Origin of the sequence: Nocardiopsis alba DSM 43377, from assembly GCF_000341225.1 — a bacterium.
GTDB classification, from domain to species: domain Bacteria; phylum Actinomycetota; class Actinomycetes; order Streptosporangiales; family Streptosporangiaceae; genus Nocardiopsis; species Nocardiopsis alba.
Window position 1 is genome coordinate 85,427 of sequence record NZ_ANAC01000019.1, and the last position, 25,499, is coordinate 110,925.

The window sequence follows — 25,499 nt, forward strand, 5'->3', positions numbered from 1 at the left end:
AGCGCCCATGACCGACTACGGACACCACCTGGAGTTCGGCACCTTCCTGACACCGACCTCCCGAGACCCCGAACACGTCGTCGGGCTCGCCGAGCGCACCGAGGCGGCGGGTCTGGACCTGGCCACCTTCCAGGACCACCCCTATAACCCGGAGCTCCTCGACACCTGGACCCTGCTCGGTTGGGTGGCCTCGCGCACCGAACGTCTTCGCGTCGCCGGTAACGTCCTCAACCTCCCCCTGCGTCACCCCACGGTCCTGGCCCGTGCCGCCGCCGGTCTCGACCTGCTCTCCCGAGGCCGGGTCGAACTCGGTCTCGGCGCCGGAGGCTTCCGGGAGGCCGTTCAGGGCATGGGCGGGGCCCGACGCACCGCGGGTGAATCGGTCGACGCGCTCTCGGAGGCCATCGACCTCATCCGCGCCGTCTGGGACGTCGACTCCGGCGGCGAGGTCCGTTCCTCGGGGCCGCACTACCCCGTCCCCGGCACCCCGCGCGGCCCCCGGCCCCACCACGACATCGGTATCTGGCTGGGCGCCTACAAACCCCGGATGCTCGGGCTCGTGGGGGCCAAGGCCGACGGCTGGCTGCCCAGCCTCGGCTACCTGGACCTGGCCGACCTGCCCGAGGGCAACAGGATCATCGACGAGTCGGCCGAGGCCGCCGGGCGTGATCCGCGCCAGGTCAGACGCCTGCTCAACCTGACGGGAACCTCCTTCTCGTCCGCATCCCGGGGTTTCCTCCAGGGGCCTCCCGAACAGTGGGTCGAACAACTCCTGCCACTGGTCCTGGAACAAGGGGTGGCCACCTTCGTCCTCGGCGGCGACGACCCCCGCGCCATCGACCTCTTCGGTCGGGAGGTGGCGCCCGCGCTCAGGGAGGCCGTCGAAGGCGAACGCGCCATGAAGGGGACCCCCACCGGCCCCGCCCGGCCCGTCGCCGCCCTGGCCGCCCGCCGCCCGGGCATCGACTACGACGGGGTTCCCGCCGCCCTGCGCGATCTCGCCGTGGAGCCCGGCGACGGCGGCTACACCGGGGTGCGCCACGGCTACATGCAACGGGGCCGGCCCGGACTGGTCCTGCGTCCCACCGACCCCGAGCAGGTGGCGGAGGCGCTCGCCTACGCGCGGGAACAGCGGGTCCCCCTCAACGTGCGCTCCGGAGGTCATGGCATCAGTGGGGCCTCCACCAACGACGGCGGCGTCGTGATCGACCTCAGCCGGATGGACGGGATCCGGCTCCTGGACCCGGACACCGGACGGGTCCGTCTGGGAACCGGGGCCCGCTGGGGCGACGTGGCCAGGACCCTCGGCGACCGAGGGTGGGCGATCAGCTCAGGCGACCACGGGGGCGTGGGCGTGGGCGGTATCGCCACCACCGGCGGCATCGGCTACATGTCCCGCGCCCACGGGCTCACCATCGACCGCCTCACCGCCGTCGAACTCGTCACCGCCGACGGTCGTCTCCTGCGCGTGGACCAGGACCACGACCCGGAGCTGTTCTGGGGGACGCGCGGCGCCGGGGCCAACCTCGGCGTGGTCACCGCCGTGGAGATCGAGGCCGCGCCGGTGGGGAACGTCGTCCTCGGCAGGTTCGTCTACGACGCCTCGGCCACCGCCTCCTTCCTCCGCGCCTGGGGGGAGATCGCCGACGCCGCCCCGCGCGAGGTCACGGCCTTCCTCACCCTGGGCGCGGGCCGCGGCGGTCAGGGGCCCGTCGCCCAGGCGATGGTGGTCTACGCGGGTGAGGACACCGACGCGGCCGTCGCCGCGCTCGAACCCTTCCTCAAGGCGGGGCCGGTCCTGGACCAGCGCGCCCAGGTGGCGCCCTACGCGGCCCTCCTGGTCCCGCACCAGGGTCCCCACGAAGGGCACGGGATCCCGGTCTCGCGCTCGGGGCTGATCGGGGAGACCACCCCGGAGATCGCCGAGATCGTCGCCGCCATGATCGCCTCGGGCGACTCCTACTTCACCCAGTTCCGGCAGGTCGGCGGTGCCGTCGACGACATGGCTCCCGAGGCCACCGCCTACGCCCACCGTTCGGCCCGTTTCTCGGTGGCGGCGCTGGGGGCCCGCGCCGGACGCCTGGACCGTCACTGGTCGGCCCTGGAACCGCGGCTCCAGGGGATGTACCTGAGCTTCGACACCCGCACCGGGCCCGAGGTATTGGCCCAGGCCTTCCCCGAACCCACCCTGAGTCGGCTGCGCGCCCTCAAGGCCGTTCACGACCCGGACCAGGTCTTCGACCAGAACTTCCCGATCCCGCCCGCCTGAGCGGACCGACCGGGCCGGTCCCGGGCGCGGGTCAGCGCCCCGGGCCGGCCGTCGCGTCGTCCAAGGCGTCTCTGATCTCGGGTGGCAGCTCCACACTCTCCACCGAGAGGATCTCCTCCAGTTGGGGGAGGGTACGCGGCCCCACCACGGCGGCGGCCACGCCCTCCTGGTCCCGGGCCCAGCTCAACGCCACCGCGGTCGGGGACACCCCGAGACCGTCGGCGGCGGTGCACACCGACTCCACCACCCGTCGGCTGCGGTCGTCCAGGTAGGGCTCCACATAGGGGGCCATGTGCGGAAAGGCGGCGCGCGAGTCCGCGGGCACCCCGTTGCGGTACTTGGCGCTGAGCACGCCCCGGCCCAGCGGAGACCACGCGATGACGTGGGCGTCTCCGGCCGCCACGGCGGGGCGCAGGGCGCGCTCCGCCGACCGGTTGAGCAGGGAGTACTCGGTCCCGGCGCTCACCAGCGGCACCCGGCCGGGCCGTGCCCTCTGCCAGGTCGACAGGGTCGCGAACTGCCAGGCCTCCAGGCTCCCGGTGCCCACGTAGCGGGCCTTGCCGGAGGTCACCGCCGCCTCCATGACCTCCAGGGTCTCCTCCGGAGGGGTGCGGGGGTCGAACACGTGCAACTGCCACAGGTCCACGTAGTCGGTTTGCAAACGGCGCAGCGAGGCCTCCAGGGACGCCATCAGGTGGCGCCGGGAGGCGTCCACCGGGCGGTAGCCCTCGGGGGTGTGACCGCTCTTGGTGGCCACCACCATGTCCTCGCGCCGTACGGCCCCGCGCAGCAGCCGGCCCAGGATCCGTTCGCTCTGTCCGCCCGTGTAGATGTCCGCCGTGTCCACGAGAGTGCCTCCCGCGTCCGCGAACGCGGTGAGCTGCTGCCCGGCCTCCTCCTCGGAGGTGTCCTTTCCCCAGGTCATCGTGCCGAGAGCGGTACGAGACACCCAGAGACCTGATCTGCCCACCTGTCGCTGTTCCATGCGGCGGAGAGTACCGTGTCCGCCGAAGTCGGGTGAGGGGGACGGCGTGGAGAGGCCCGGGGCGGTCCGTGCCGGGACCGCTGCCCGCACGCGGCCTAGAGTGGGGGCATGGCGACAGCGGCTGAGACCAAGGACACCCCGACCGTCCCCGAGGCGGTCACCCTCCTGCTCGTGAGGCACGGCATGACCGACGCCACCGGTCCCCGGCTGGCGGGCCGGGCCCCGGGGCTGCACCTCAACGACACCGGCCGGGCCCAGGCCGTCGACCTGGCCGGCCGGCTGGCCGGCCTGACGCCCGCGGCCCTGGTCTCCAGCCCCCTCGAACGCTGCCAGGAGACCGCCGAGGCCCTATCGGAGCGGATCGGCGTTCCCATCACCACGGACGAACGCTTCGTGGAGTGCGACTACGGCTCCTGGACCGGCCGTTCCCTCACGGAGCTGGCGGAGGAGCCCCTGTGGCGGGTGGTCCAGGATCACCCCAGCGCCGTGCGCTTCCCGGGCGGCGAGTCCCTCGCCGCGGTCTCGGCCCGGGCCACGGAGGCGGTCCGGGACTGGAACGGGCGCCTCCTCGCCGAGGCCGAGGGGACCGCGGGCTCCCCTCCCGTCTACGTGGTGTGCGGACACGGGGACGTGATCAAGGCGATCGTCGCCGACGCCCTCGGCGTCCACCTGGACCTCTTCCAGCGCATCCGGGTGGACCCCTGCTCGGTCACCTCCATCACCTACACCCGGACCCGACCCTTCCTCAACGGGCTCAACGAGACCGGGCGGCCGCTGGCCGGCGTCCTGCCCACGGCGAGGGAGGCCGGGGGCGACGCCCCGGTCGGAGGCGGGGCCGGAGGGGCCGAGGAACCGGCCTGACCGGTCACCGGAGAATCGCACCCCGCCACCGTCATCCCGTAAGGTTCAGTCATGCCCGTCTTTCAGTTCAATCCGCCGGAACGGTTCATCGCGGGGACCGTCGGTCGGCCCGGGGACCGCACCTTCTTCCTCCAGGCAGTGGGGGAGGGTCGCATCACCAGCGTCGTGTTGGAGAAGGCCCAGGTGGAGGCCTTGGCCACCCGTATCGAGGAGCTTCTGGAAGAGGTGAACCGCCGGTTCGGCACCCCGCCCGGCGATGAGACCGCGCCCGAGGACGACGGCCCTCTGGAACAGCCGATCGAGCAGGACTTCCGGGTCGGAACGCTCGCCCTGGCCTGGGACGCCGAGGCCGCGCGCGTCATCATCGAGGCCCAGGAGATCGACGAGACCGCCGGCGAGGAGTTGGTCGAGGACGACGAGGACGAGTTGGAGGTCTTCGCGGAGGAGGCCCCGCCCCACCGTGACGTCCTGCGGGTCTACCTCACCCCCGGCGAGGCGCACGCCTTCGCCGTCCGCGCGCTGAAGGTCGTCTCGGCCGGGCGTCCCGACTGCCCGCTGTGCGGGCGTCCGTTGGACCCGGAGGGGCACATCTGCGTCCGCCAGAACGGTTACCGTCCGGACCGCCTCGTCTGACCTTGGACACCGACGACACCACCGGATCCCGGCCCGCCGAGGCGCCGGGATCGGGCCCCTCCCCGGCCGACTTCGACGGGATCGACCCCGCCGAGGCCGTGTCCCTGTTGCGCGAGGGCGAGCTCACGGTGGAGGGGCGGTTGACCTCCGCGTCCAACGCCACGCTCTACTGCACGATCTCCGACGGCGTCCGTTCGGCCGCCTGCGTCTACAAACCGGTGGCGGGGGAACGGCCGCTGTGGGACTTTCCCGACGGCACGCTGGCCGGCCGTGAGGTATCGGCCTACGCCGTCTCCGAGGCGCTGGGATGGTCGGTGGTCCCGCCCACCGTCCACCGGGACGGCCCCTACGGCGAGGGCATGGTCCAGCTCTGGGTGCACGGCGACACCACCGTCGACCTGATCGCCCTGTCCAGGGAGACCGGGCACGTGGGGCTGCGCCGTATGGCGGTGCTGGACACGGTGATCAACAACTCCGATCGCAAGATCGGGCACCTGTTGCCCACCCCCGGTGGTCATCTGTACGGGTGCGACCACGGAGTGTCCTTCGCCGAGGAGTACAAGTTGCGCACGGTCCTGTGGCAGTGGCGGGGCGAGCCTCTGACCGAGGAGGCGCTGGAGGCGCTCACCCGGCTGCGGGCTCGGCTGGAGGACGCGGAGGACCCCTTGTCCGTCGAGCTGGCGCGCCATCTGACCGGCCCCGAGGCCTACGCCGTGCGGGCCAGGGTGGAACTGTTGCTCCACCATCGTGTCCACCCCTACCCCTCGCCGGATTGGCCCTCGGTACCGTGGCCGCCGGTCTGACCCGGAACGGGCGGATGGACCGGGTGTGAGCAGTGTCTAACACCCGACCTGCGACTACCGGGGGGTAGGAATGGCGTCGCCCTCACCCCGCCCGGCACAATGGTGTCGTGAGCAACGAGTGGAACTACCTTTTCGACATGGACGGCGTGCTCGTACGCGAGGAGCACCTGATCCCCGGCGCGGACACGCTCATCGCGGAGCTGCGCGAGCAGGGGACCCCGTTCATGGTGTTGACGAACAACTCCATTTACACCCCGCGTGACCTGCGTGCTCGACTGCTCAACACGGGGCTGGACATCCCGGAGGAGTCCATCTGGACCTCCGCGCTGGCCACCGCCCAGTTCCTCCAGACCCAGCGTCCCGGCGGTTCCGCCTACGTGGTGGGAGAGTCGGGCCTGACCACCGCGCTGCACAACGTCGGCTACGTGATGACCGAGCGCGACCCGGACTACGTGGTGCTGGGGGAGACCCGTACCTACAGCTTCGAGGCCATCACCCGGGCCATCCGGCTCGTGCGCGGCGGGGCCCGCTTCATCGCGACCAACCCCGACGAGACCGGCCCCAGCGCCGAGGGGCCGCTGCCCGCGACCGGTGCCGTGGCGGCGCTGATCGAGAAGGCGACCGGTCGACGTCCCTACTTCGTGGGCAAGCCCAACCCGTTGATGATGCGCTCGGCGCTGCGTCGGATCGGCGCGCACTCGGAGAACACCCTGATGGTCGGCGACCGGATGGACACCGACGTGCTCAGCGGACTGGAGGCCGGGTTGCAGACCGTCCTCGTGCTCTCGGGCATCTCGGACCGGGACACCGCCGACCACTTCCCCTACCGGCCCACCCGGGTGATCGGGTCGGTCGAGGAGCTGGTGGGGCACACGCAGGACCCCTTCCAGACGGCCGAGGGCTGACCAGGGGGACCCCGGACACGACGGCGGGGGCGGTGGACTCCACGTCCATCGCCCCCGTTCCGTCGTCTCAGGCGCTCTGCCGCTGCTTGGCGATCTCCTCGACCTTCGCCGCCTCCTCGCGGCGTCGGGCTCGGAGCAGTTCCAGCCGTTCGGCGAGGACCTCTTCCAGGTCCTCCATGCTCCGGCGTTCGAGCAGCATGTCCCAGTGGGTCCGTACCGGCTTGGTGTTCTTGGGTTCCTCACCACCGCCGTCGCGCCGCAGCGCGCGGTCGCCGCAGAAACGGCATTCCCATTCGGCGGGGATCTCGGCCTCGGTCGCGAAGGTGACCGAGAAGCGGTGACCCCGGGTGCAGTCGTATGTGACCTCCTGGCGGGGAGCCAGGTCGGTGTTGCGGTCGTTCTCGTAGCTCGTCGCCCCGAGCCGGGTGCCGCGAAGTGCTCGCTCGGCCATCGTGTGGGTGCCTCCAGGCGCTCGTGCGGTCTCGCGGGGTGTAACGCGTCGGTCCACGTCAAGATTCCCCGCTCACCTGAGGTCGAACCACCCCGAAGTGGGCGGGTGCCCCGCGTGTGCCGTGGGAGCCGGAGAGAGCGGGCTCCACGGCACCGGTGACCTGAACCACCTTAGGGGGCGACCATCGAAAGTCGCCTCACCGCCCTCGGCATGGCACGAAGTGTCGTACGCCGTTTCCCCGTTCACCCGGATCCGTCCCGTCGACGCAGTTCGCGATATGCGCGCGGCGAATCGGAACGGTGTTTTCCGAGGTATTGCGAGTGTGGTTCCCAAAGGCCCGTCGAGCGCCGGAAGCCCTGCGGTGACGGACGTACAGAGGCCTTCCCGGGGGAATGCATTGTTCATTGGCGCGATATGAGAGGCCGGAGGGTTTGGTGGTATGTTGTCTCGCTGTGTGCTGAAAATGCGGGTCGGAGTATTCTTTGTCCCCGCTCTCGGCGCATCTTCGCACGTGGATCGCGGTTTTCTCCAGGCCTGACCTTCGGCGTGCGCGAAGAATGACGACGCGGCCGGACATGGAGCCCCATGACTGCTGGACCACCACCCCCCGGTGGAGCATCGTCTCCGAAGTCCACGGCACCACGATGGCTCCTGATGCCCGCGCTCATCGCGCCGCTCTGGGGCTGGGCGCTGTGGGAGACACGCTCCGAAGGGTCGCTCGCCGTGCTCATCGCGGGCGGCCTGGCACTTCTGCTCGCCCTCGTGGCGGCACTTCTGCTCGCGGCCCGCGATCGGCGGATCGCCGAACTGCGCTCCCAGGTCGACAGGGTGCGCTCCGACACGGTCGCCCTCTCCGAGGAACACCTGCCCCGCCTGGTCGGACGGCTGCGTGAGGGAGATTCCGCGGAGACCGCCCTGCACAGGATCACACTGCCCGAGGACCCCGGCGTCGCCGGCGCGCTGCGGACCGCCGCCGCCGAGATCGCCCTGGCCGAACGTCGGCGCTCCGCAGCGATGGCCGCCTGCGCCACCGCGGCCGGCCGGGTCCAGGCCCTGACGACCACCATGCTCGCCGACCTCCGTCAGATGCAGGAACGCCATGGCGGAGCGGAGAGCGGTCCCGACGTCCTGGGCGACCTGATGCACCTGGACCACGTCACCGCGCAGACCGGACGTGTGGCCGACAGCATCGCCGTGCTCACCGGGGCCCGCTCCGGCAGGCGCTGGAGCCGCGCGATCCCGATGGAGAGCATCCTGCGCGGCGCCATGGGCCGGATCGGCGCCTATCAGCGGGTCCGGACCCACAGCGTCTCCCGGCTGGCGGTGGCCGGGTTCGCGGCCGAAGGCGTCATCCACGCCCTGGCCGAGATCCTCGACAACGCCGCCAAGTTCTCCCCGCCCACCGCCGAGGTCCACGTGCACGTGGAGGAGGTCCAGGCGGGCGTGGCGATCATGGTCGAGGACGGCGGACTGGTCATGGGCGAGGAGGCCCTCGGGCGCGCTCGACGCGCGGTCGAGAACGGGCTGGACATCGCGGCCATCTCCGGAACCCGTCTGGGCCTGTCGGTCGTGGGACAGCTCGCCCGACGCTACGGCCTCTCGATCTCCTTCCGTTCCTCCTCACGCGGTGGAACGGCCGTCGTGATGCTCCTGCCCCAGCGCATCATCAAACCGCTTCCCGCCTCGACCGGCCCCACACCGGTCGTCTCCTCCTCACCGTCGGCCACGCCCCGGCCGGACGACACGTCCTCGGACGAGGACACCGACACCCCCTCCGCAGACGCCGGGTCCACGACCCTCCTCCCCAACGGACTGCCCCGGCGCCGTCGGGGACGGACCCTCGCCGCGGCCGAGCGCGCCCGTCCCACCCTCGCGGAGAGTGCGCCCCGGACCCCCCCCAAGGGGTTCGGCGCGTTCCGTGAGGCGGTGCGGGGCCAGGGACCGACCGACCCCTTGAAGGAGACATGATGGATCTCAAGAAGCTGACCTGGCTCCTCGAAGGCCTCACCGAGCGCACCCCCGGTGCCCGTCACGCGCTCGTGCTCTCCCGAGACGGTCTCAAGCTCTGTCACACCGCGAGTCTGGACGTCGACCGGGCCGACCACCTCTCCGCGATCGCTTCGGGGGTGCAGAGCCTCGCGCACAGCGCCTCGATCGAGTTCGGCGACGGCGGGGGCGGGGTCCGTCAGGCGATGGCCGAGTTCTACGGCGGTCTGCTGTTCATCGTCGAGGCCGGACACGGCACCCATCTGGCCGTCATCACCGACGGGGAGGCCGAGCCCGGGCTGGTCGGTCACAACATGAACGAGCTGGTCGAGCAGATGGGCGAGCACCTGACCACCCCGGTCCGTGCCGGGACCGAGACGGCATGAGCCGGTCGCACCGGGACGAGGGGCCGGACCGGCTCTACGTCATCACCTCCGGGCGCAGCGGCGGCGGCGCCGACGAGGCGTTGGATTCGGTGACCCTCATCGTCGCCGAGAGCGCCCCCTCGCCCGGAATGCAGTCCGAGCACGCCGCCATCCTCGAGCTGTGCGCGAGCCCTGTGGCGGTGGTCGAGGTCGCCGCCCACCTGCGTCTGCCGGTGGCGGTCGTGCGCATCCTGCTCACCGACCTCATCGACACCGGTCGGGTGACCGCCCGTCATCCGGCCTCCGCGCCCACGTGGGCGCACCCCCTCGCCTCGCCGGACGTGTTGGAGAAGGTGCTCGTTGCGCTCCACAAGCTCTGAACCCGCGGACGTGGACGGGGTCGGCCCGCCGTCGTCCCCGCTTCCGGACACCGCCTCCCAGGCCCTGAAACTCGTCGTCGTCGGAGGGTTCGGCGTCGGCAAGACGACCATGGTGCGCTCGGTCAGCGAGATCCGTCCGCTCGACACCGAGGAGACGATGACCAGGGCCGGGGCCGGGGTCGACGACCTTCAGGGGGTGGAGTCCAAGCACACCACCACCGTCGCCTTCGACTTCGGTCGCATCACCCTGGACGCCACCTCGGTCCTCTATCTCTTCGGCGCCCCCGGCCAGGAACGTTTCTGGTTCCTGTGGGAGCGCATGTTCGTCGGTGCCCTGGGGGCGGTCGTGCTGATCGACACCCGCCGCCTGGAGGACTCCTGGTACGCCATCGACCGGTTGGAGGCGCAGGGCACCCCCTTCGTGGTGGCGCACAACGACTTCGGGGCGACCGCCCACTCCCTGGAGGAGGTCCGCTCCGCTCTGGACCTGGACCCGACCGTCCCCCTGCTGCGCTGCGACGCCCGGGACCGGGACTCCGCCAAACAGGTCCTCATCTCCCTCGTCCACCACGTCCGTTCCCTGGTCGAGAAGGGGGCCGGGTGACCTCCGGCCCCGCGCCCCCCGAGGAGACGAGTCCCTCCGGACCACACCCCTGATCCCGTTTCCGGAGCCCGACGGGCTTCGATCGACCTAGACGTGGAGAAGAACCCCCTGTGCCCACCGACGAACCGGTCAAGCTGTACACCCCGGAGTTCCGGGAGGACACCGCCGTCTCCTTCCGGCGGTTGAGAGAGCGTCACGGACCCGTGGTCCCGGTCCTCATGGAGGGAGACCTGCCGGCCTGGCTGGTCATCGGATATCGAGAGCTCCACCATGTGCTCACCACCCCCTCGGTCTTCGCCCGGAACCCGAGCCGATGGAACGCCTGGGACCGAGTGCCGCCGGACTGGTCGATGATGCCGGTCGTCATGCCCCTGCCGAACATGCTCTCGGCCGAGGGAGAGGAGCACGCGGCCCGGGCCCGGGCGGTCAACGCCGCGTTGGGCGGGGTCGACCCGCACGAGCTGGGCGTGGTCACCGAACGACTGGCCGACCGGCTCATCGACGCCTTTCGAGGATCGGCGGAGACCGAGCTCATCACCACGTACGCCGACCGGCTGCCGGCCCTGGTCCTGTGCTGGATGTTCGGTCTGGACGGCGAACGGGGCGACCGGCTCACCTCCGTGATGACGACCGTCTTCGACGCCGGCCCCCGGGTCATGGAGTACTACATGGAGATGGCGACCACGGTCGGAGGCCTGGTCGCCGAGCGCAGGGCCCGGCCGGGGCCCGACGTGGTCTCCCGTCTGGCGGCCGACCCGCGCGGCTACACCGACGAGGAGATCGTCCCCGAGCTGCTGGCCATCCTGGGCGGAGGCCACCAGACCACCAGCGCGTGGATCGGCAACGCGCTGCGCCTGATGCTCACCGACGACCGTTTCTCCGCGTCCTTCTCGGGAGCCCGCAGCAGCGTGGGGGAGGCGCTCAACGAGGTCCTGTGGGAGGACTCGCCCTCCCAGATGCAGGCCGGACGCTACGCCGCCCACGACGTCGACCTGGGAGGTCGGCGGATCCGTGAGGGGGACATGGTCCTGCTCGGCTACGCGGCCGCCAATCAGGACCCCGTGGTGCGCTCGGCCCGAGGGCGGGACGAGCGGGCCAACCACGCCCACCTTTCCTTCTCCCACGGCGAGCACGGTTGCCCGTACGCGGCCAGGACGATCTCCGAGACCATCGCGGCGACCGCGGTCGAGGTCCTCCTGGACCGGTTGCCGGACGTCGAGCTCGCCGTCGCCCCCTCCGAGCTCCGTTGGCGCCCCTCGCCCTGGCTCCGCGGGGTCCGGAGTCTTCCCGTCACCTTCACCCCCGCGAGCCCCGAAGGAGCTCTTTGATGCCCTGTCCCGTGCAGCACAACGCCGACGGAATCCCCCTCGTCCACGCGATCCCCGACGACGTCCAGGCCGATCGCGAACGCCTCCACCAGGAGGGTCCGCTGACCCGGGTCGAACTCCCCGGCGGGGTCATGGCGTGGGCCACCACCCACCACGAGGTCAGTAAGCAGACCCTCAACGACCCGCGCCTGGTCAAGAGCGTCGACCACTGGGCGGACTACCAGAACGGCGTGGTCACCAAGGAGTGGCCCCTGATGGCCACCATCCCCACCGACGGGGTCAACATGCTCGCCCTGGACGGCGACGCCCACCGTCGTCTGCGCACCCTCACCGCGGCGCCCTTCTCGGCCCGGCGGGTGGAGCGGCTGCGTCCGCGCATCGAGCGCCTGACCGCCCTGTACCTGGACGCCCTGGAGGAGCGGGCCCACGAGCCCCAGGATCTGAAGTCCCTGTTCACCTTCAAGGTGCCGATCGGCGTCATCGCCGAGCTGTACGGGATCGAGGAGAAGGAGGGCGTCGACCTCGGCGAGATGTACGCCAAGCTCTTCTCCGGCACGACCGAGCCCGGCGAGCACATCGAGATCTACGGGGCCCTGTTCCAGTTCTTCACGGAGGTGGTGGCCCGTAAGCGCGCCACCCTGGACGAGTGCGACGACTTCACCGCCGACCTGATCAGGACGGGATCGGAGGGCGAGGACGGCCTCGACGACATGGAGATCGTCGTCACCCTGCTCACGGTGGTCGCGGCCGGACACGAGACCACGGTCAACCTGCTCACCAACGCGGTCCGGGCGCTCCTCAAGCACCCCGAACAGCACGAGCTGCTGAAGAGGGGCGAGGTGAGCTGGGAGGACGTGGTCGAGGAGACCCTGCGCTACGACCCGCCCAACAACGTCATGATGTTCCGCTTCGCCACCGAGGACATCGAGGTGGCCGGACGGACGATCAAGAAGGGCGAGGCCCTGATGACGCACTACGGGGCGGCGACCCGCGACCGCGCCGAGTTCGGCGAGGACGTGCACGTCTTCGACCCGAAGCGGACCCGAGGCCGCCACATCACCTTCGGCTACGGTCCGCACATCTGCCCGGGCGCCCCGCTGTCCCGGCTGGAGGCGGGGATCATCCTGCCGATGCTCTTCGAGCGTTTCCCGGACCTGCGCCTGGCCGTTCCGGACGAGGAGCTGGAGGTCGTCGCGGCGCTGGCCAGCAACAGCCTCAAGGAGTTCCCGGTCGTCCTGCGGCCCCGGGACGCCTGAGAAAACGTGTGAGATGGGCCGTCCCCGTCGGGGCGGCCCACGTCACGTTCCGGCCAGGGGATGATCAGAAATCGTCTAAAAGCGTGTGAAACCGGACAGTAGATGGGTCTCATCCCCGAGAATCGGCATTCCTGGTGTCGTTCCCGGCGGGGGGTACGAGTACATGTCGGAACGTGGCGCGGCGGCGGCCCTCGTCCTGCTCCTCCTCGCCACGGCCTGCGGGCCCGTCGAGGAACACCCCGGATCGGGGAACCCGCTCGAAGACGCGCCCGGACCCACGATGAGCCCCCCGCCGGCCGACGAGACCGGACCTCCCGAGCCCGGGAAGGACGAACGTCCCATCGGAAACGCCGCCGAACCCGAGGACGCCACCGAGTACATGATGGCCCTGGCCCGCTTCGACGACCCCGAGGCGATGCGACGCGGGACCGCGTTGGCGGTCGAGGACTCCGCCGCCCACCTCTATCTGCGCCACTTCGCGCAGGTCGCCGCCGCCCTCGACGAGGCGGGGGAGATACCGGACGCCGCCTCGGTGGAGCCCGACGCCGACGGTTTCGAGGTATGCCCGGCCGAGCCCGCGCCGGGCACCTGTGCCCGCTTCACCGACTTCACCACCGAGGAGGGGCTGGTCACGGGATTCCGGATCGACGACATCGACCCGGGGGAACGGCTGGTCTCGGCCCAGGACACCACCGCCGGCTCCGCGGGGGTCGAGGCCCGACTGATCACCGCCTACCGGTCGATCACCCGCGACGACCTCGTCGTCACCGCGGAGTTCACCACCACCGACGACGCCGATCTCGACCTTCCCGGAGCCTCCTACACCACCACCGACGGAGAGCGCAGACGTGCCTCCGAGGCGATCGGCGATCACCACCTGGAGGCGGGCCGGACCACGCAGACCATGCTCGCGTTCCCCGCCGGCACCCCGCTCGGAGGCCGACTCGCGGTCGGCGGCTGCCTGGCCGAATGCTCCTCCCGAGTGGACCTGGAGATCCCGGTCGGTTGACCTGGGCCGAGAACGGGGACGGGGCGCCGACGAACGTCGACGCCCCGTGTGCCCGCGGCGGGTGAGGGGTCAGCCCCCGACCCCGGAGGGTTCCGCCTCGTCGGGTGCGGGTTCGGGTTCGGGGGACTTCCTCCGACCGGAACCCAGGACCTCGAAGAAGACGTTGAGCAGCAGCGCGGAGATCGTGGCCGTGACCACCCCCGAGCTCAGGATCATCGAGGCCCAGTCCGGGAAGGCGGAGAAGAACGTGGGCGAGGCGATCGACAGGATGCCGAGTCCGAGGGAGACCGCCACGATGATCAGGTTGTTGGTGCCCTCGTAGTCCGCCTTGCCCAGGGTCTGGATACCCGCCGCGGCCACCGAGCCGAACAGCACCAGACCGGTGCCGCCGAGGACGGCCGAGGGGATCACCGCCACGATCTGACCCAGGAACGGGAAGAGCCCCATCGCGACGAGGAACGCCGCCCCCGTGGCCACCACGTAACGGCTCTTGACCCGGCTCAACGCGATGAGACCGATGTTCTGGCTGAAGGTACTGCCGGGGAAGGAGTTGAACAGCGGACCCACGACCGCCATGGCGGCGTCGGCGCGGAGGCCGTCCGCCAGACGTCGACCATCGATCCTGCTGCCCACGACCTGGCCCACGCCGAGGATGTCGGCCATACCCTCGGCCAGGATCACCACCATCACGATCGACATCGTCACGATCGCGGCGACCTGGAACTCCGGCGGACCGAAGTGGAAGAAGGCGGGCAGGGAGAAGGCCGGCCCCTCGCCCACGGAATCGAGGTCGAGACGGCCCAGGGACGCGGCGAGCAGAGTGCCCAGCAGCATGCCGATGAGGATCGCCGAGCGGTTCCACGCACCGCGCAGGACCTTGGTCAGCACCAGGATGATGGCCAGGGTCGCCCCGGCCAGGAGCATGTCGACGCCGGTGGGCACGCCGTCCTGCCCGCCCTCGGTGATCCAACCGACCGCCACCGGCATCAGCGTGATGCCGATGATGGTGATGACGCTGCCGGTGACGACCGGCGGGAAGAAACGGATCAGCCCGGCGATGACCGGCGCGATGAGGATGCCGAAGAGCCCCGCGACGATCGACGCGCCGAAGACGACGGGCAGGCCGTGGGAGTCGCCGATCGCGATCATCGCGGTGACCGGGGTGAACGAGGTGCCGATGACCAGCGGCATCCGGATGCCGAAGCGCCACACGCCGAGTGTCTGCACCAGGGTCATCAGGCCGCTGACCAGCAGGGCCGCGCTGATGATGAGGGCGGTATCGGTCGGGTTCAGGCCCAGGGCGGCGGCGACGATCAGCGGCGGGGTGATGACGCCCGTGTACAGCGACAGGATGTGCTGGAGGCCGTAGACGACCATCTGCCGAAGCGGTGGTCTCTCGTCCTCGGGGCGCTCGTCGACCGCGCGGCCCCGGTCGTCGGAGCGGGTGTCCGTGCCGCCCTTGGGGAACTTCATCGTGGCTGGGCCTTCCGGGGTGGTGCGGTGCGGGAGGGCGCCGAACACGGAGGCCGTGTCGTCGCGCGCCGGGCTCGGAACATGACGCCGAGCGGTCAAATCATCGGATGATCCGAATCAACATGCAAATTCGGGGTGAACGGTTGTAGAAAGACACCAATGCCCTCCGTTTCGAATTCGCTCCCCTCCGTATCCGTCCCGGGGCGTGCGCATGGCCTCCGCCGCGGTCCGCACACGCTTCACATCGCCCTCCACCGGGGGACTCCGGCCTCTCCGGACTCCCCTGAGACGACGACGGGGCCGGCCGCGGCACACCCCGCGACCGGCCCCGTAACGTGACGAAGACCGCTTTCGACGCCCGCCTCGACGGGCTTCCCTACCGGGTCCGCGCGACCCTGGACTCGTCCCACACCGGCTCGTCCGACTCGTACACGCGACCATCCGCGCCGAACACCACGAACCGGTCGAAGCCCCGGGCGAACCAACGGTCGTGCGTGACCGCCAGGACCGTCCCCTTGTAGGCGTCCAACGCCGACTCCAACGCCTCGGCCGACACCACGTCCAGGTTGTCGGTGGGCTCGTCCAACAGCAGCATCGTCGCCCCCGACAACTCCAGCAACAGCACCTGGAAGCGGGCCTGCTGACCGCCCGATAGCGTGTCGAAGGTCTGCTCGGCGCAGAGCGCCAGTTCATAGCGGTCCAGGGCACGACCAGCCTCGTCGCGGGGCACCCCCTTACGGGTCCCCGCCCCGTTGTGCAGGATGTCCAGGAGCGTGCGTCCGACGAACTCCGGATGCTCGTGGGTCTGGGCGAACCACCCCGGCAGTACCCGGGCGCCCAGACGGGCCCGCCCGGTGTGCGCCACCGGCTCCACCCGCTCGCGCTCCTCCTCCGGGACCTCCGAGGACGCCGGATCGTCCCCGCCCCGGGCGAGCAACCGCAGGAAGTGCGACTTACCGGAACCGTTGGACCCCAGGACACCGATCCGGTCGCCGTACCAGACCTCCAGATCGAAGGGGCGCATCAGCCCGGTCAGCTCCAGCCCCTCGCACACCAGGGCCCGTTTGCCGGTCCGTCCCCCGCGCAACCGCATCCGCAGGTTCTGCTCCCGAGGAGGGCCTTCGGGCGGCCCCACCTCCTCGAAACGTCGCAGGCGGGTGCGCGCGGACTGATAGCGGGTGGCCATGTCCGAGTTGTAGGACGCCTTCTGCTTGTACATGGCCACCAGGTCCCGGAGCTTGGCGTGCTCCTCGTCCCAACGGCGACGCAGCTCCTCCAACCGGGCGAACCTCTCCCGCCGGGCCTCGTGGTAGGTGTCGAAGGAACCTCCGTGCACCCACGCGCCGTTACCCGCCGGGCCCGTCTCGACCGTGACGATCCGATCGGGGACCCGACCGAGCAGCTCACGATCGTGCGAGACGAACAACAACGTCTTGGGGGAGGAGAGCAGCGCCTCCTCCAGCCACCGCTTCCCGGGAACGTCCAGATAGTTGTCGGGCTCGTCCAACAACAGCACCGGTGCCGGCCCGCGCAACAGCGCCTCGACGACCAGACGCTTCTGCTCGCCCCCGGACAGGGTGCGCACCTCACGCCACCGGCAGCCCATGTACGAGACCCCGAGCGCCGCCTCACAGCACTGGTCCCACACCACCTCGGCGTCGTAGCCTCCCGCGTCGGCGTAGCGGGTGATCGCCTCGGCGTAGCGCATCTGGGTCCGCTCGTCCTCGGAGACCATCATCGCCTCCTCGGCCCGCTCCAGCTCCGCGTGGGTCCGGCGCACCGATGGCGAGGAGACCGACACCAGCAGTTCGTGCACGGTGGTCGCGTCCCGCACGTGCCCCACGAACTGCGGCATCACCCCGAGCTCGCCGGTCACGGTCACGGCTCCGGAGCCGGCCCTCGCCTCTCCCCGGATCAGCCGCAACAGTGTGCTCTTACCGGAACCGTTCGCGCCGACGAGTGCGGTCCTGGACCCCTCGCCGACCTTGAACGACACCTCGTCCAGCAGCACTCTCCCGTCCGGGAGCGTGTAGGTGACCCGGTCGACGTCGATATGGCCCACGACCGTACCCCTCCTCATGACCTCGCACGGTCTTCCGTGCCCGGGAAGATTTCCATGCGAGGGGGCCGCGGGGCAACGGCTTTTCCCGTTCGACGGTCGGAGACGGAAGACAAGGACGGCCCCGGTGGCGGGACCGCCGTGACCAGGGGGTAACGTGCCGTTCGCCCGGAATCGACCTTCCTCACCGGGCGGGATGCGGAAGAAGTACACGATGACGGTCATCAAGCAGGTCGCCGACTTCGTCGGCCGATGGTTCGCGGTCCTGGTCCTGGCGGGGGCGCTCGTCGGGCTCGCGCTGCCCTCCCAGGCGGCGCAGATCACCCCGCACGTATCCCTGCTGCTCGGCGTCATCATGTTCGGCATGGGCCTGAGCATGCGCCCGGCGGACTTCCGGATCGTGGCCCGTCACCCGGGCGCCGTCCTGCTCGGTGTCCTCGCCCAGTACACGATCATGCCGCTGCTGGGATGGGGCATCGCCCACGCGTTCGGGTTGCCGCCCCTGCTGGTGGTCGGCATGATCCTGGTGGGTGCCTCGCCAGGGGGTACCTCGTCGAATGTCATCGTGTATTTGGCCAGGGGAGACGTCGCCCTGTCCGTGGCGATGACCTCCATCTCCACTCTGCTGGCGCCGTTCATCACCCCGCTGCTGGTCCTGGCCCTGGCCGGCTCGACCCTGGACGTCTCCGCCGGGGACATGTTCCTGTCCATCCTCCAGGTCGTGCTACTCCCGGTCGTGGGCGGTCTCCTGCTGCGTACCTTCGCCGGACGCCTGGTGGCCGGGATCCTGCCCGTACTGCCCCTGATCTCGGTGCTCGGCATCGTGCTGGTCGTCACCGGGGTGGTCGGAGCCAACGCCGACGCCGTCATGACCACCGGACTCCTCCTGGGGTTGGCCGTGATCGCGCACAACACCCTCGGCCTGGCCCTGGGCTACCTGGTGGGTCTGGCCGGGCGCCTGCCCGAGACCGGCCGTCGCGCCCTGAGCGTCGAGGTCGGCATGCAGAACTCGGGGCTGGCCGCGAGCCTGGCCACCGCGCACTTCGAGCCGCTCGCCGCCCTGCCCGGAGCGCTGTTCTCGGTCTGGCACAACCTCTCCGGGGCCGCCGTGGCCACCTTCTGGGCCCGCCGTCCCCCGGCGACCGAAGGGGACCGGGAGGAGACCCCCGCCCCCTGAGCCTCCGGGGTTGCCGGGCCGCCGGAGCGCGTGGCAGGCTCTGCCTTCCACATCCCCCGAACACGAGGACGGATACGCGTGGCCGCCCGTAAGAAGAAGCGCAAGCCCGGTAAGGGAAGGAACGACATCCGGCGGGGACCCACCCGCGACCCCGGCCCCACCGGCAACGTCGGCTGTTACTTCCTGCTGATCTCGATGCTCGTCATCGGACTGGTGATCGTCCTGTTGGAACTGTTCACCTGACCCGCCCGCGCCGCGCTTCGGGACGAAACCGTCCCGAAGTCGCGAAACCTCCGGTCGGCGAGGAGAGGTTTCCCCGCGAACCCGGGACCCACACCGAGTGGCCCTGTCCTCAAGCGGCCGGCGGTCATCACCGAAAGTCATGGACCCATCACGATGTGCCTGTCAGGGTGGTCGTATGACCGAGCGACACCGTCTCGTGGTCCCCTGCTCCGGGTTCCTCGTACTCGCCCTGCTCTCCACCTCGGGGGTGTTCGTCGAGCGACTCGTCAACTGCACGGCCACCGGGCCACCACCACGGATCACGGCCGCCGCCACATGCTCGGGCGAGCGGAGGCGCACACCCCGCGGTCACGTCCCCCGATGGCGTAGGCCCCCCTACTGCACCCACCACTGACCAGGGAGTACCCGTGAAACCCAGAAGACCCGGTCGTTGACCTTCCGCCCGGGGCCTGTGCCGGATCCCGGGCGGACCGCCGACCCCCGTCAACGAGTGACGGGGGTACCAACACGGGAATCTGCCGGAGACACTCGAGGCTCAACGGACCGGACGGGCCCCGCCGAAGTCGAGGCCCGAGGGGCCCCGAAACGAGGGAGGCCCCACACGTCCCGCCCCTCCGGGTCGTGAACGGCACCGGGAAGGTCGGGAACTGTCCCGAGAATCGCAAGAGAGCCTTCGAAGCAGTACCCGAAGGGTTTAGGGCAAAGAATTTCCAGAATCCCAGAACCCGGCTCTGAACTGTGATAACGCGAAATCCACCAGTGGCCGTCCGTTCGATCCGCCGCCCTTGCGCACGGAGGAACACGCGGTGTTCGGGGGGAATTCATCCACGCTTCGACCCCTCCCACGACCCCCGGGACGTCCCCCTCGCGCCCCGGGAATCGGATGTCGGATACTGGTGCGCATGGCGATCATCTACAAGGCCGTACTCGACCCGGACAAACCGACCCTGATCGGTGCATGGCTCGACGGACGGTCATGGGCCGGAGACGGCCCCACCGAGATCCTCGGCTCCTACCGGTTCGACGACCCCGAAGGCGAGGTCGGGATCGAGAACTTCCTGGTCCGACGTGGCGAACGACTGCTCCACGTGCCGCTGACCTACCGCGGCGCCCCTCTCAGCGGCGCCGAGGAACACCTGGTCGGCACCATGGACCACTCCGTCCTCGGAGAACGCTGGGTCTACGACGGCACCGGCGACGAGACCGCCGTCGCCTGCTTCCGCCGAGCCTTGGAGGGCGCGCAGGAACAGGCCGCACTGGAGATCCGGGACGGAGACCGCGAACTCGGGACCAGGGAACAGACGGTCCTGATCTCCAGGGAGACCGACGGTCGGACCTCCGGCGAGGGACGCGTCGACATCCCCCACGTCCTGGATCGGGCCACCGAGGGCCCCACGCGACTCGTCGCCCGCTGGGACGGCGGCCGGGCCGTGGTCGCGACCCTGGGCTGACCTCCGCCCCACCGACGGCATCGCCCCCGGGGCGTCGTGTCGGTGGGGTGTGGTTGTCTCTTCCCATGGCTGTCGAGATCGAGCGGTTCCTCAGATTGGTCGACGCGCTCCCGGAGAGCACGCACCAGGACTCGGAGCGGTACACCACTTTCAGGGTGCGGGCAGACCCTTCGGCTACCTGTGGCCCGACACCGCCACCGTGGGCCTCAAACAACCCCTGTGGGAGCAGGCCGCCCTGGTCGCCGAACGCCCCGACGTCTTCGAGGTCCAGTTCACCACCGGCGAGTTCGGCTGGGTGGTGGTCCACCTCGACGGCATCGAACTGGACGAACTCGGCGAGCTCACCCTGGAGGCCTGGTACCTGACGGTGCCCGACGAACTCCGGGAGAGCGCGCCGACCCCCGCCGCCCTGATCTCCGCCTGACCCCGCCCGTCACCCCGGCACCGATCCCGAACTGCTCCGACCTCATCCGTGCCCGGATCAACCTCCGACGACCTCTTCGCGTCTCGGTAGGAGGGTCCTCAAGGTCTGAAAGTGGTAGCGGCCGGACCAGGCGGTGTGGTCACCGATCACGTAGAGGCGACGCTTGGCGCGGCTGGCCGCCACGTTCAACAGGTTCGGTGTTCGGGCGGCCCAATCCATCGCGCCCTCCCGGTCGGGAGCCCCACCGAGCACGAAGACCACCACCGAGGCCTCCTTGCCCTGGGACGTATGGATGGTGCCCGTGCGACCGAAGGGCACCCCGTATCTACGGGTGATTCCTGGCAGTTTCTCGGCCACGTCCTTGAACGGTGCCAGTACGAACACATCGTCCATATCGTGTTCCCGGGCCTGAAGACCTGTGAGCAACCATTCCAGGCCCTCGCCCTCGGCGGGCCTCCAATGCCCCACAGGGTTCGACGCTGCGGCGGGGACGTGCACCCATTGACTGGGAGGAAGCTCCGAAGCCCCCCGGTCCGGGGTACCGAAGACCATCATGCCTCCGTAGGCGACGGAGTTGGAGACGGAGAACATGGGTTCGTCGCACCGGCGATGAACCCGGAGGGGGGAGCCCACCCAGAGGGGCTCCCCCTCGTCACGTTCGAGAAGTGTTCCCAACGGGGTCACGGCGTCGGACAGAGTCTGCACCGAAGTTCTGGCCGGGATCCAACGCCTCTCGACCCCGAACCGCCTCCCCAAGTGCTCTTGGGCGGGTGTCGACAAGGTGGTGACGGGCTCCAACTGGAGTGGGTCTCCCACCACCACCGCGCGACGAGAACGCCACAGAGCACCGACGACCTGTTGGGGAGTGGCCTGCCCGGCCTCGTCCACCAGAAGCCATCCCAGGGATTCGGAGTCGAAGGCCTTGAAGGTCCGGGCGAAGGAGGCGAAGGTCGACGACATCACCGGTACGACGAGGAACAGACCCCTCAAGGCTTCCCTCAGGGCCTCGTCCTTCGCGCCTCGGGCGTTACCGGACATGGCCTCTGTGGCGGCGTGCAGGATCTTGGACATCCTGCCGGGGACCGCGCGAACGAACGCCTCGTGTGCTTCGAGCGCGGCCAGGAAGACCTCGGTTCTCGCCCGGATCAGTTCCGGATCGCTCCAGGGTGCGCCCAGCTCACGTTTCTCGTCATCATCGATGAGTTCGCCGACAGGAACGTACCCCGGCCACCGGCGCTCGACCGCGGCCACCCGTGACTCCAGCGTCGCCAGGAGTGCGGCGGCCTTCCGCAGCAGCTCACGCACCCGATCCAGCTCGATCTCGGCTCGCTCATGAGCACGATCCTTCTCTTCCAGAGCCCGGACGCACTCTCGTTCGCGTTCCTCGGCGGAACGTAGCCGTACGATGATCCGCTCATCGATACGCTGCCATTCCTTGAGACGACGGCCGAGGGAGAAGACCACGTCCCAGAAACCCGGTTTGAACCGCCAGTGGCGTGAGCGCTCGGATTCGACCTCGCGCAGGATCTCACCGGCCTCCTCGCTCTCCTTCTTCGCGGAGGAGAGCTCGGCTCGGGATCGCTCCACAACCGTCTCCTGTACCCGACGACGGTCCTCCGCCTCTTGAGAGCGGCGAAGCGCGACAGGGAGTTCGTCCAATAGACGAGCGGCCTCGACACGTTCGGCGACCAGTCGGTCCCGTTCACGAAGCGCCTTGTCGAACGAGACGATCGCTTGGCGCCATCGTTCCTGAGCGGGACGTGGATCGGCCCGATCGCTCTCGTGGAGTTTCTTGAGCAAGGCTCGCATCCCATGCTCGCCTCGGGTACGGCCGGGGCGATTCCCCCACCAGAAACGATTGACGAAGTTGCGTCGGTTGCGTGCGTTTCCCAGCTGCGCGGCCAGGGTCCCCCACGCCTCTTGCCCCTCGTCGAGCATGGTGGTCGCGATCGTGGCGAAGTAATCGGCTCCGGACCACCGGTCGTCGATGGCGCTCCGAGCGGGGATCTCCTTGGTGACGTTGTCGACGGCCCCGTTGTTCGCCGAGGAGACGACTATCTCGAAGCCGGCCAGATCGGGGTGGAGCCGGGAGAAGGAGACGCTCCCACGATCGGTCTCCCAACCGATCCGGCCTGAGAATGCCTCCCAGGGTTTGGTGAACCTCGTCAGAACCCGGGCCCGATCCACCACGACCTGGGCGACCAGGTCGCGAAGAAGAGTGGTCTTTCCCGTACCCGGAGGGCCATTGACCGCGAACAGACCGGCGCTCGGCCCGAGCGAGGCGGTGATGGTGTTGACCGCGATCTGCTGACTCAACACCAATGGGTGGCTGTCCTTCGCGGGCCAGCGTCCGGCCGGGGTCAGCGAGGGACGCACCCGGTGGATGGCTTCGGCCCCTTCTGTGCGTACATCCTGCCGGCGCAAGGCGTTCACCTCGTCGGTGGACGACAGATACGCGCGCAACGCCGATCCGTAGTCCCCCTTGCGTACCGCCGAGGAGACCTTGACCAGGTCTTCGGCGATGAAACTGTTCAGAATCGGTGTGTCGGTTACGTCCATGGAAGGGACGGTGGGGAGATCGGTGTCACCTCGCATTACCGCGAGAAGGAACTCCTGACGTTCCCGCTCGGCCTCGTGTTCCTTGACATGGACGGCGTGGCTCTTGATCCGGATATCGAGAGCGAGGTGCCCCTCCACTCCGAGGAGAGAGGAGACCACGCGAGATAGGGCCTCCAACTCTCGGTAGGACAAGACCCTGCCGCGCTCCCCGGTATCCGCCACGGCAGGCCGTCCCTCGGTGCCTTCGATGGACGTCTCCGCCGAGGCCGACACCTCCAGGTCCACCCCGGAAAGAGACAGGGAGCCGGCTACCTCGGCGGACGCCTTCAGAGAGGCGCGCACGGCCTCCCAGAGTTCCACCAGAGGGGCGGTGATCAGTCCTCCGTCCACCAAGGACAACAGGGCTCGTGTGGGCTTGGGGCCGGGTTCGGCGACCAACCAGTCGTACAGTTCACCGAAACGGTGCTCGCTCCCTCCGAATCCCTCCAACCACTCGGCCGAACGAGGTCCGGGAGCGATGGTGCGTCCCATCGCCCAACCACAGGTGGCCAGGGCCTGAGTGCCGAGTAGGGCCTGGCCGTGTTCATCGATCTCGAACGCCGCCAAGGCCGCGTCCCCTCGGGGAACGCGCCCCTCTTGAGAGGGATCGGCCCCGAAGGCCCGGGTCAGGATCTCCTGGGTACGAGCCATGGGGAAGACGCCCAGGTAGACCGTGTGGCGACGGACCGTGTTCCGAGGAAGGGGACGTTGGAGCACGGGGTGCCCTCGCTCCCAAGGAAGGGGGCGGCCCGGTGCTACCTCGGAGACAGGGGTGTCGCTTCTCAGGTTCGGTCGATCCACCTTCTGCGGTTCGAACAGCTCCACCGCCCGCCAGAAGTCCACGATGCGAGCACGTTCCCGGTCGCCCCTGGCCACAGGTCCCCTCTTCCGCTCGAAACGCACGGACACGACCGGCCCGTGGAACATCACCCAACGTTGATACCAGTTGTGGGGCGGCGTTCCGGCATGAAAGAGGTAGGGGGAGGCCTTCTAGCGCGTGATGGCCGCATTCGGCCAGAGCAGTCACCGGAGAGAGGCCCTCATGATCCCCCGGCCTCCCAGCCTGGGCGATGTGATGACGTGTCCCGTCCGGAGGCCGATAGGGGCGGGCCGGGTCGCGCTTGGCGAGGATTCACCCTTGGTCGAGGTCAAGCCGTCCAACCGGGGTCTCGCCCGGTGAACGCGAGTCCCTGAGGTGTCCGACCATGTCGGGAAGGCCCACGGGCCCGTCGTTCTCCGTCCAAGGGGTGCTCGGTCCTCCTCCCTCGCTCAGAGGACGGAAGGAGGCGCACGGGAGGTGTGATGGAGTCGCCCCCTCGTGACCGGGGCCGGCGGGGGCAGGGGTGTGTGACACGGGGGTGGAGGGAGAGTCACCCGTGAGGTGATACCGTGTTCCGATCTCGTGGGCCACAGTGGTGGCGGCCCGTCCCCCTCGGGTCATCGACCCCCGGAGGCCCTGTGGCGCATAACCAGGCCTGTGCGAACGCCAGGAACCCCGGCTGCTCGTGTTCGGGTTGCGGAGGCAGCCTGCACGGGTGGCCGGGCCACCTGGATCTGGCGAACGAGTACCCGGAAGAGCGCGAGAGACGTTATGAACAGGCTTACCGGGAATGGTGCCGCGAGGTGGGCACCGAGGAACGGGAGCGCCGTCGACGACTGGCCTCGCCGACCGAGGGGATGCTCCACTCGGCCACCACGATGGCCAGGATCGACATCGCAGGCCACCTGGCCGCCCGCCCCGCCACGGTGGCACGGATCAGAGAGCTCGGCCTCCGACTCAATACGCACGCCTTCGTCCACGTCCGAGTGGAGGCGCGTCGTCGCTCGGTCACCCGCCCCGAGACGGCGGACATCTCGCGGGTTCTGCCCGGACATTTCTGGTGTTCCCTGCTGACCGTGCTCGTGGAAGCCGCCGACCGGTGGGGGCGGGTGATCGACAAGGTGCCCGTGTACGCCCGCGAGCTTGTGGAGGAACGGACGCCACCGGGTTGGGGCGCGGCGCAGGAGGCGATCGCCGACACCGCCCTGGAGGCGGTGTGGCGTTGCGTGGTGGAACTTCTGGGGCTGCGTCCCCCGGAGGAACTCCTTCTGGTCATGCGGGTCCTGGCCCTCTTCGTCTGCCCTGATCCGGGCCGACATCCCGAGCTGCTGCGGGTCTGTCTGTCGCCGCTGCAACGCGGTGTTCTCCAGGAGACGACCACGATGCTCCTGCGACAGAGTCTCGTCCGTCCGTAGAGGT

22 protein-coding genes and 1 pseudogene are annotated in these 25,499 nt (G+C 69.8%); 18 read left to right on the forward strand and 5 right to left on the reverse strand.

Annotation, left to right across the window (positions count from 1 at the left end; translation table 11 throughout):
- The first annotated feature begins 7 nt into the window (after nucleotides 1–7).
- The gene (locus D451_RS0119925) at nucleotides 8–2,269 is read left to right on the forward strand and encodes an LLM class flavin-dependent oxidoreductase (protein WP_017535719.1); all 2,262 of its coding nucleotides are present in this window, start codon (nucleotides 8–10) and stop codon (nucleotides 2,267–2,269) included.
- Nucleotides 2,270–2,300: 31 nt separating this feature from the next.
- Here the strand turns inward: D451_RS0119925 and D451_RS0119930 are convergent, their stop codons facing one another.
- A complete protein-coding gene (locus D451_RS0119930; RefSeq protein WP_187294502.1) occupies nucleotides 2,301–3,254 on the reverse strand; it encodes an aldo/keto reductase in 954 nt (317 codons plus the stop codon).
- A gap of 108 nt (nucleotides 3,255–3,362) precedes the next feature.
- Between D451_RS0119930 and D451_RS0119935 the strand changes: the two genes are divergently transcribed.
- The 4 genes from D451_RS0119935 to D451_RS0119950 all read left to right on the forward strand — a co-directional run bounded on the left by D451_RS0119935 (nucleotide 3,363) and on the right by D451_RS0119950 (nucleotide 6,456).
- The gene (locus D451_RS0119935) at nucleotides 3,363–4,115 is read left to right on the forward strand and encodes an MSMEG_4193 family putative phosphomutase (RefSeq protein ID WP_017535720.1); all 753 of its coding nucleotides are present in this window, start codon (nucleotides 3,363–3,365) and stop codon (nucleotides 4,113–4,115) included.
- Nucleotides 4,116–4,166: 51 nt separating this feature from the next.
- The gene (locus D451_RS0119940; protein ID WP_017535721.1) at nucleotides 4,167–4,748 is read left to right on the forward strand and encodes a DUF3090 domain-containing protein; all 582 of its coding nucleotides are present in this window, start codon (nucleotides 4,167–4,169) and stop codon (nucleotides 4,746–4,748) included.
- A gap of 2 nt (nucleotides 4,749–4,750) precedes the next feature.
- Nucleotides 4,751–5,551, forward strand: coding sequence for an SCO1664 family protein (locus tag D451_RS0119945; RefSeq protein ID WP_017535722.1), 801 nt, complete (start codon nucleotides 4,751–4,753; stop codon nucleotides 5,549–5,551).
- Between the two features lie 137 nt (nucleotides 5,552–5,688).
- Nucleotides 5,689–6,456 carry an HAD-IIA family hydrolase gene (locus D451_RS0119950; RefSeq protein WP_042283525.1) on the forward strand — a complete coding sequence of 256 codons (768 nt, stop codon included), beginning with the start codon at nucleotides 5,689–5,691 and terminating at the stop codon, nucleotides 6,454–6,456.
- A 67-nt stretch (nucleotides 6,457–6,523) separates the two neighbouring features.
- Here the strand turns inward: D451_RS0119950 and D451_RS0119955 are convergent, their stop codons facing one another.
- Nucleotides 6,524–6,907, reverse strand: coding sequence for an RNA polymerase-binding protein RbpA (locus D451_RS0119955; RefSeq protein WP_017535724.1), 384 nt, complete (start codon nucleotides 6,905–6,907; stop codon nucleotides 6,524–6,526).
- Nucleotides 6,908–7,561: 654 nt separating this feature from the next.
- On the opposite strand from D451_RS0119955, the gene D451_RS0119960 reads away from it, so the two are divergent.
- The 7 genes from D451_RS0119960 to D451_RS0119990 all read left to right on the forward strand — a co-directional run bounded on the left by D451_RS0119960 (nucleotide 7,562) and on the right by D451_RS0119990 (nucleotide 13,835).
- On the forward strand, nucleotides 7,562–8,875 hold the full coding sequence (locus tag D451_RS0119960) for an ATP-binding protein (RefSeq protein WP_017535725.1): 1,314 nt from the start codon (nucleotides 7,562–7,564) through the stop codon (nucleotides 8,873–8,875).
- A complete protein-coding gene (locus tag D451_RS0119965; protein ID WP_014910217.1) occupies nucleotides 8,875–9,279 on the forward strand; it encodes a roadblock/LC7 domain-containing protein in 405 nt (134 codons plus the stop codon). The genes D451_RS0119960 and D451_RS0119965 overlap by 1 nt, the downstream gene beginning before the upstream one ends.
- Nucleotides 9,276–9,638 carry a DUF742 domain-containing protein gene (locus D451_RS0119970; protein ID WP_017535726.1) on the forward strand — a complete coding sequence of 121 codons (363 nt, stop codon included), beginning with the start codon at nucleotides 9,276–9,278 and terminating at the stop codon, nucleotides 9,636–9,638. Before D451_RS0119965 ends, D451_RS0119970 begins: the two co-directional genes overlap by 4 nt.
- Nucleotides 9,619–10,242, forward strand: a complete 624-nt coding sequence (locus D451_RS0119975; protein WP_026125214.1) for a GTP-binding protein — start codon at nucleotides 9,619–9,621, stop codon at nucleotides 10,240–10,242. The genes D451_RS0119970 and D451_RS0119975 overlap by 20 nt, the downstream gene beginning before the upstream one ends.
- A 110-nt stretch (nucleotides 10,243–10,352) precedes the next feature.
- Nucleotides 10,353–11,570, forward strand: coding sequence for a cytochrome P450 (locus tag D451_RS0119980; RefSeq protein WP_017535728.1), 1,218 nt, complete (start codon nucleotides 10,353–10,355; stop codon nucleotides 11,568–11,570).
- Complete coding sequence (locus tag D451_RS0119985) at nucleotides 11,570–12,826, forward strand: cytochrome P450 family protein (RefSeq protein ID WP_017535729.1); 1,257 nt, start codon at nucleotides 11,570–11,572, stop codon at nucleotides 12,824–12,826. The genes D451_RS0119980 and D451_RS0119985 overlap by 1 nt, the downstream gene beginning before the upstream one ends.
- Nucleotides 12,827–12,989: 163 nt before the next feature.
- Nucleotides 12,990–13,835, forward strand: a complete 846-nt coding sequence (locus D451_RS0119990) for a hypothetical protein (RefSeq protein ID WP_017535730.1) — start codon at nucleotides 12,990–12,992, stop codon at nucleotides 13,833–13,835.
- A gap of 69 nt (nucleotides 13,836–13,904) precedes the next feature.
- Here D451_RS0119990 and D451_RS0119995 read toward each other — a convergent pair whose 3' ends face one another.
- Together D451_RS0119995 and D451_RS0120000 are read right to left on the reverse strand one after the other, a co-directional pair.
- Nucleotides 13,905–15,308, reverse strand: a complete 1,404-nt coding sequence (locus D451_RS0119995) for a nucleobase:cation symporter-2 family protein (protein WP_017535731.1) — start codon at nucleotides 15,306–15,308, stop codon at nucleotides 13,905–13,907.
- Between the two features lie 376 nt (nucleotides 15,309–15,684).
- Nucleotides 15,685–17,370: an ABC-F family ATP-binding cassette domain-containing protein gene (locus tag D451_RS0120000; protein ID WP_017535732.1), complete on the reverse strand. Its 1,686-nt coding sequence runs from the start codon at nucleotides 17,368–17,370 to the stop codon at nucleotides 15,685–15,687.
- Nucleotides 17,371–17,581: 211 nt separating this feature from the next.
- On the opposite strand from D451_RS0120000, the gene D451_RS0120005 reads away from it, so the two are divergent.
- The 5 genes and pseudogenes from D451_RS0120005 to D451_RS26705 all read left to right on the forward strand — a co-directional run bounded on the left by D451_RS0120005 (nucleotide 17,582) and on the right by D451_RS26705 (nucleotide 20,662).
- Complete coding sequence (locus tag D451_RS0120005) at nucleotides 17,582–18,544, forward strand: bile acid:sodium symporter family protein (protein ID WP_017535733.1); 963 nt, start codon at nucleotides 17,582–17,584, stop codon at nucleotides 18,542–18,544.
- Nucleotides 18,545–18,622: 78 nt separating this feature from the next.
- A complete protein-coding gene (locus tag D451_RS28325; RefSeq protein ID WP_014908821.1) occupies nucleotides 18,623–18,787 on the forward strand; it encodes a hypothetical protein in 165 nt (54 codons plus the stop codon).
- A gap of 175 nt (nucleotides 18,788–18,962) precedes the next feature.
- A complete protein-coding gene (locus tag D451_RS27940) occupies nucleotides 18,963–19,181 on the forward strand; it encodes a hypothetical protein (RefSeq protein ID WP_152472941.1) in 219 nt (72 codons plus the stop codon).
- A 508-nt stretch (nucleotides 19,182–19,689) separates the two neighbouring features.
- A complete protein-coding gene (locus D451_RS0120015) occupies nucleotides 19,690–20,238 on the forward strand; it encodes a maltokinase N-terminal cap-like domain-containing protein (RefSeq protein ID WP_026125215.1) in 549 nt (182 codons plus the stop codon).
- A gap of 65 nt (nucleotides 20,239–20,303) precedes the next feature.
- Nucleotides 20,304–20,662: pseudogene (locus tag D451_RS26705) on the forward strand (MmcQ/YjbR family DNA-binding protein).
- Between the two features lie 57 nt (nucleotides 20,663–20,719).
- On the opposite strand, the gene D451_RS26710 reads toward D451_RS26705, so the two are convergent.
- Nucleotides 20,720–23,977: a DEAD/DEAH box helicase gene (locus D451_RS26710; protein WP_161628226.1), complete on the reverse strand. Its 3,258-nt coding sequence runs from the start codon at nucleotides 23,975–23,977 to the stop codon at nucleotides 20,720–20,722.
- Between the two features lie 741 nt (nucleotides 23,978–24,718).
- Between D451_RS26710 and D451_RS0120030 the strand changes: the two genes are divergently transcribed.
- Nucleotides 24,719–25,495 (forward strand): hypothetical protein, encoded by a 777-nt coding sequence (locus tag D451_RS0120030; RefSeq protein WP_241463353.1) that lies wholly within the window; start codon nucleotides 24,719–24,721, stop codon nucleotides 25,493–25,495.
- The last annotated feature ends 4 nt before the right edge of the window (nucleotides 25,496–25,499 follow it).

Coding starts and splice junctions, on each gene's coding strand:
- D451_RS0119950 (WP_042283525.1), top strand. CDS start 5,689: ATGGACGGCGTGCTCGTACGCGAGGAGCACCTGATCCCCGGCGCGGAC.
- D451_RS0119970 (WP_017535726.1), top strand. CDS start 9,276: ATGAGCCGGTCGCACCGGGACGAGGGGCCGGACCGGCTCTACGTCATC.
- D451_RS27940 (WP_152472941.1), top strand. CDS start 18,963: ATGACCGAGCGACACCGTCTCGTGGTCCCCTGCTCCGGGTTCCTCGTA.
- D451_RS0119930 (WP_187294502.1), bottom strand. CDS start 3,254: ATGGAACAGCGACAGGTGGGCAGATCAGGTCTCTGGGTGTCTCGTACC.
- D451_RS0120005 (WP_017535733.1), top strand. CDS start 17,582: ATGACGGTCATCAAGCAGGTCGCCGACTTCGTCGGCCGATGGTTCGCG.
- D451_RS0119935 (WP_017535720.1), top strand. CDS start 3,363: ATGGCGACAGCGGCTGAGACCAAGGACACCCCGACCGTCCCCGAGGCG.
- D451_RS0120015 (WP_026125215.1), top strand. CDS start 19,690: ATGGCGATCATCTACAAGGCCGTACTCGACCCGGACAAACCGACCCTG.
- D451_RS0119965 (WP_014910217.1), top strand. CDS start 8,875: ATGGATCTCAAGAAGCTGACCTGGCTCCTCGAAGGCCTCACCGAGCGC.
- D451_RS0119985 (WP_017535729.1), top strand. CDS start 11,570: ATGCCCTGTCCCGTGCAGCACAACGCCGACGGAATCCCCCTCGTCCAC.
- D451_RS0119940 (WP_017535721.1), top strand. CDS start 4,167: ATGCCCGTCTTTCAGTTCAATCCGCCGGAACGGTTCATCGCGGGGACC.
- D451_RS0119990 (WP_017535730.1), top strand. CDS start 12,990: ATGTCGGAACGTGGCGCGGCGGCGGCCCTCGTCCTGCTCCTCCTCGCC.
- D451_RS0119995 (WP_017535731.1), bottom strand. CDS start 15,308: ATGAAGTTCCCCAAGGGCGGCACGGACACCCGCTCCGACGACCGGGGC.
- D451_RS0119960 (WP_017535725.1), top strand. CDS start 7,562: ATGCCCGCGCTCATCGCGCCGCTCTGGGGCTGGGCGCTGTGGGAGACA.
- D451_RS0119925 (WP_017535719.1), top strand. CDS start 8: ATGACCGACTACGGACACCACCTGGAGTTCGGCACCTTCCTGACACCG.
- D451_RS0119955 (WP_017535724.1), bottom strand. CDS start 6,907: ATGGCCGAGCGAGCACTTCGCGGCACCCGGCTCGGGGCGACGAGCTAC.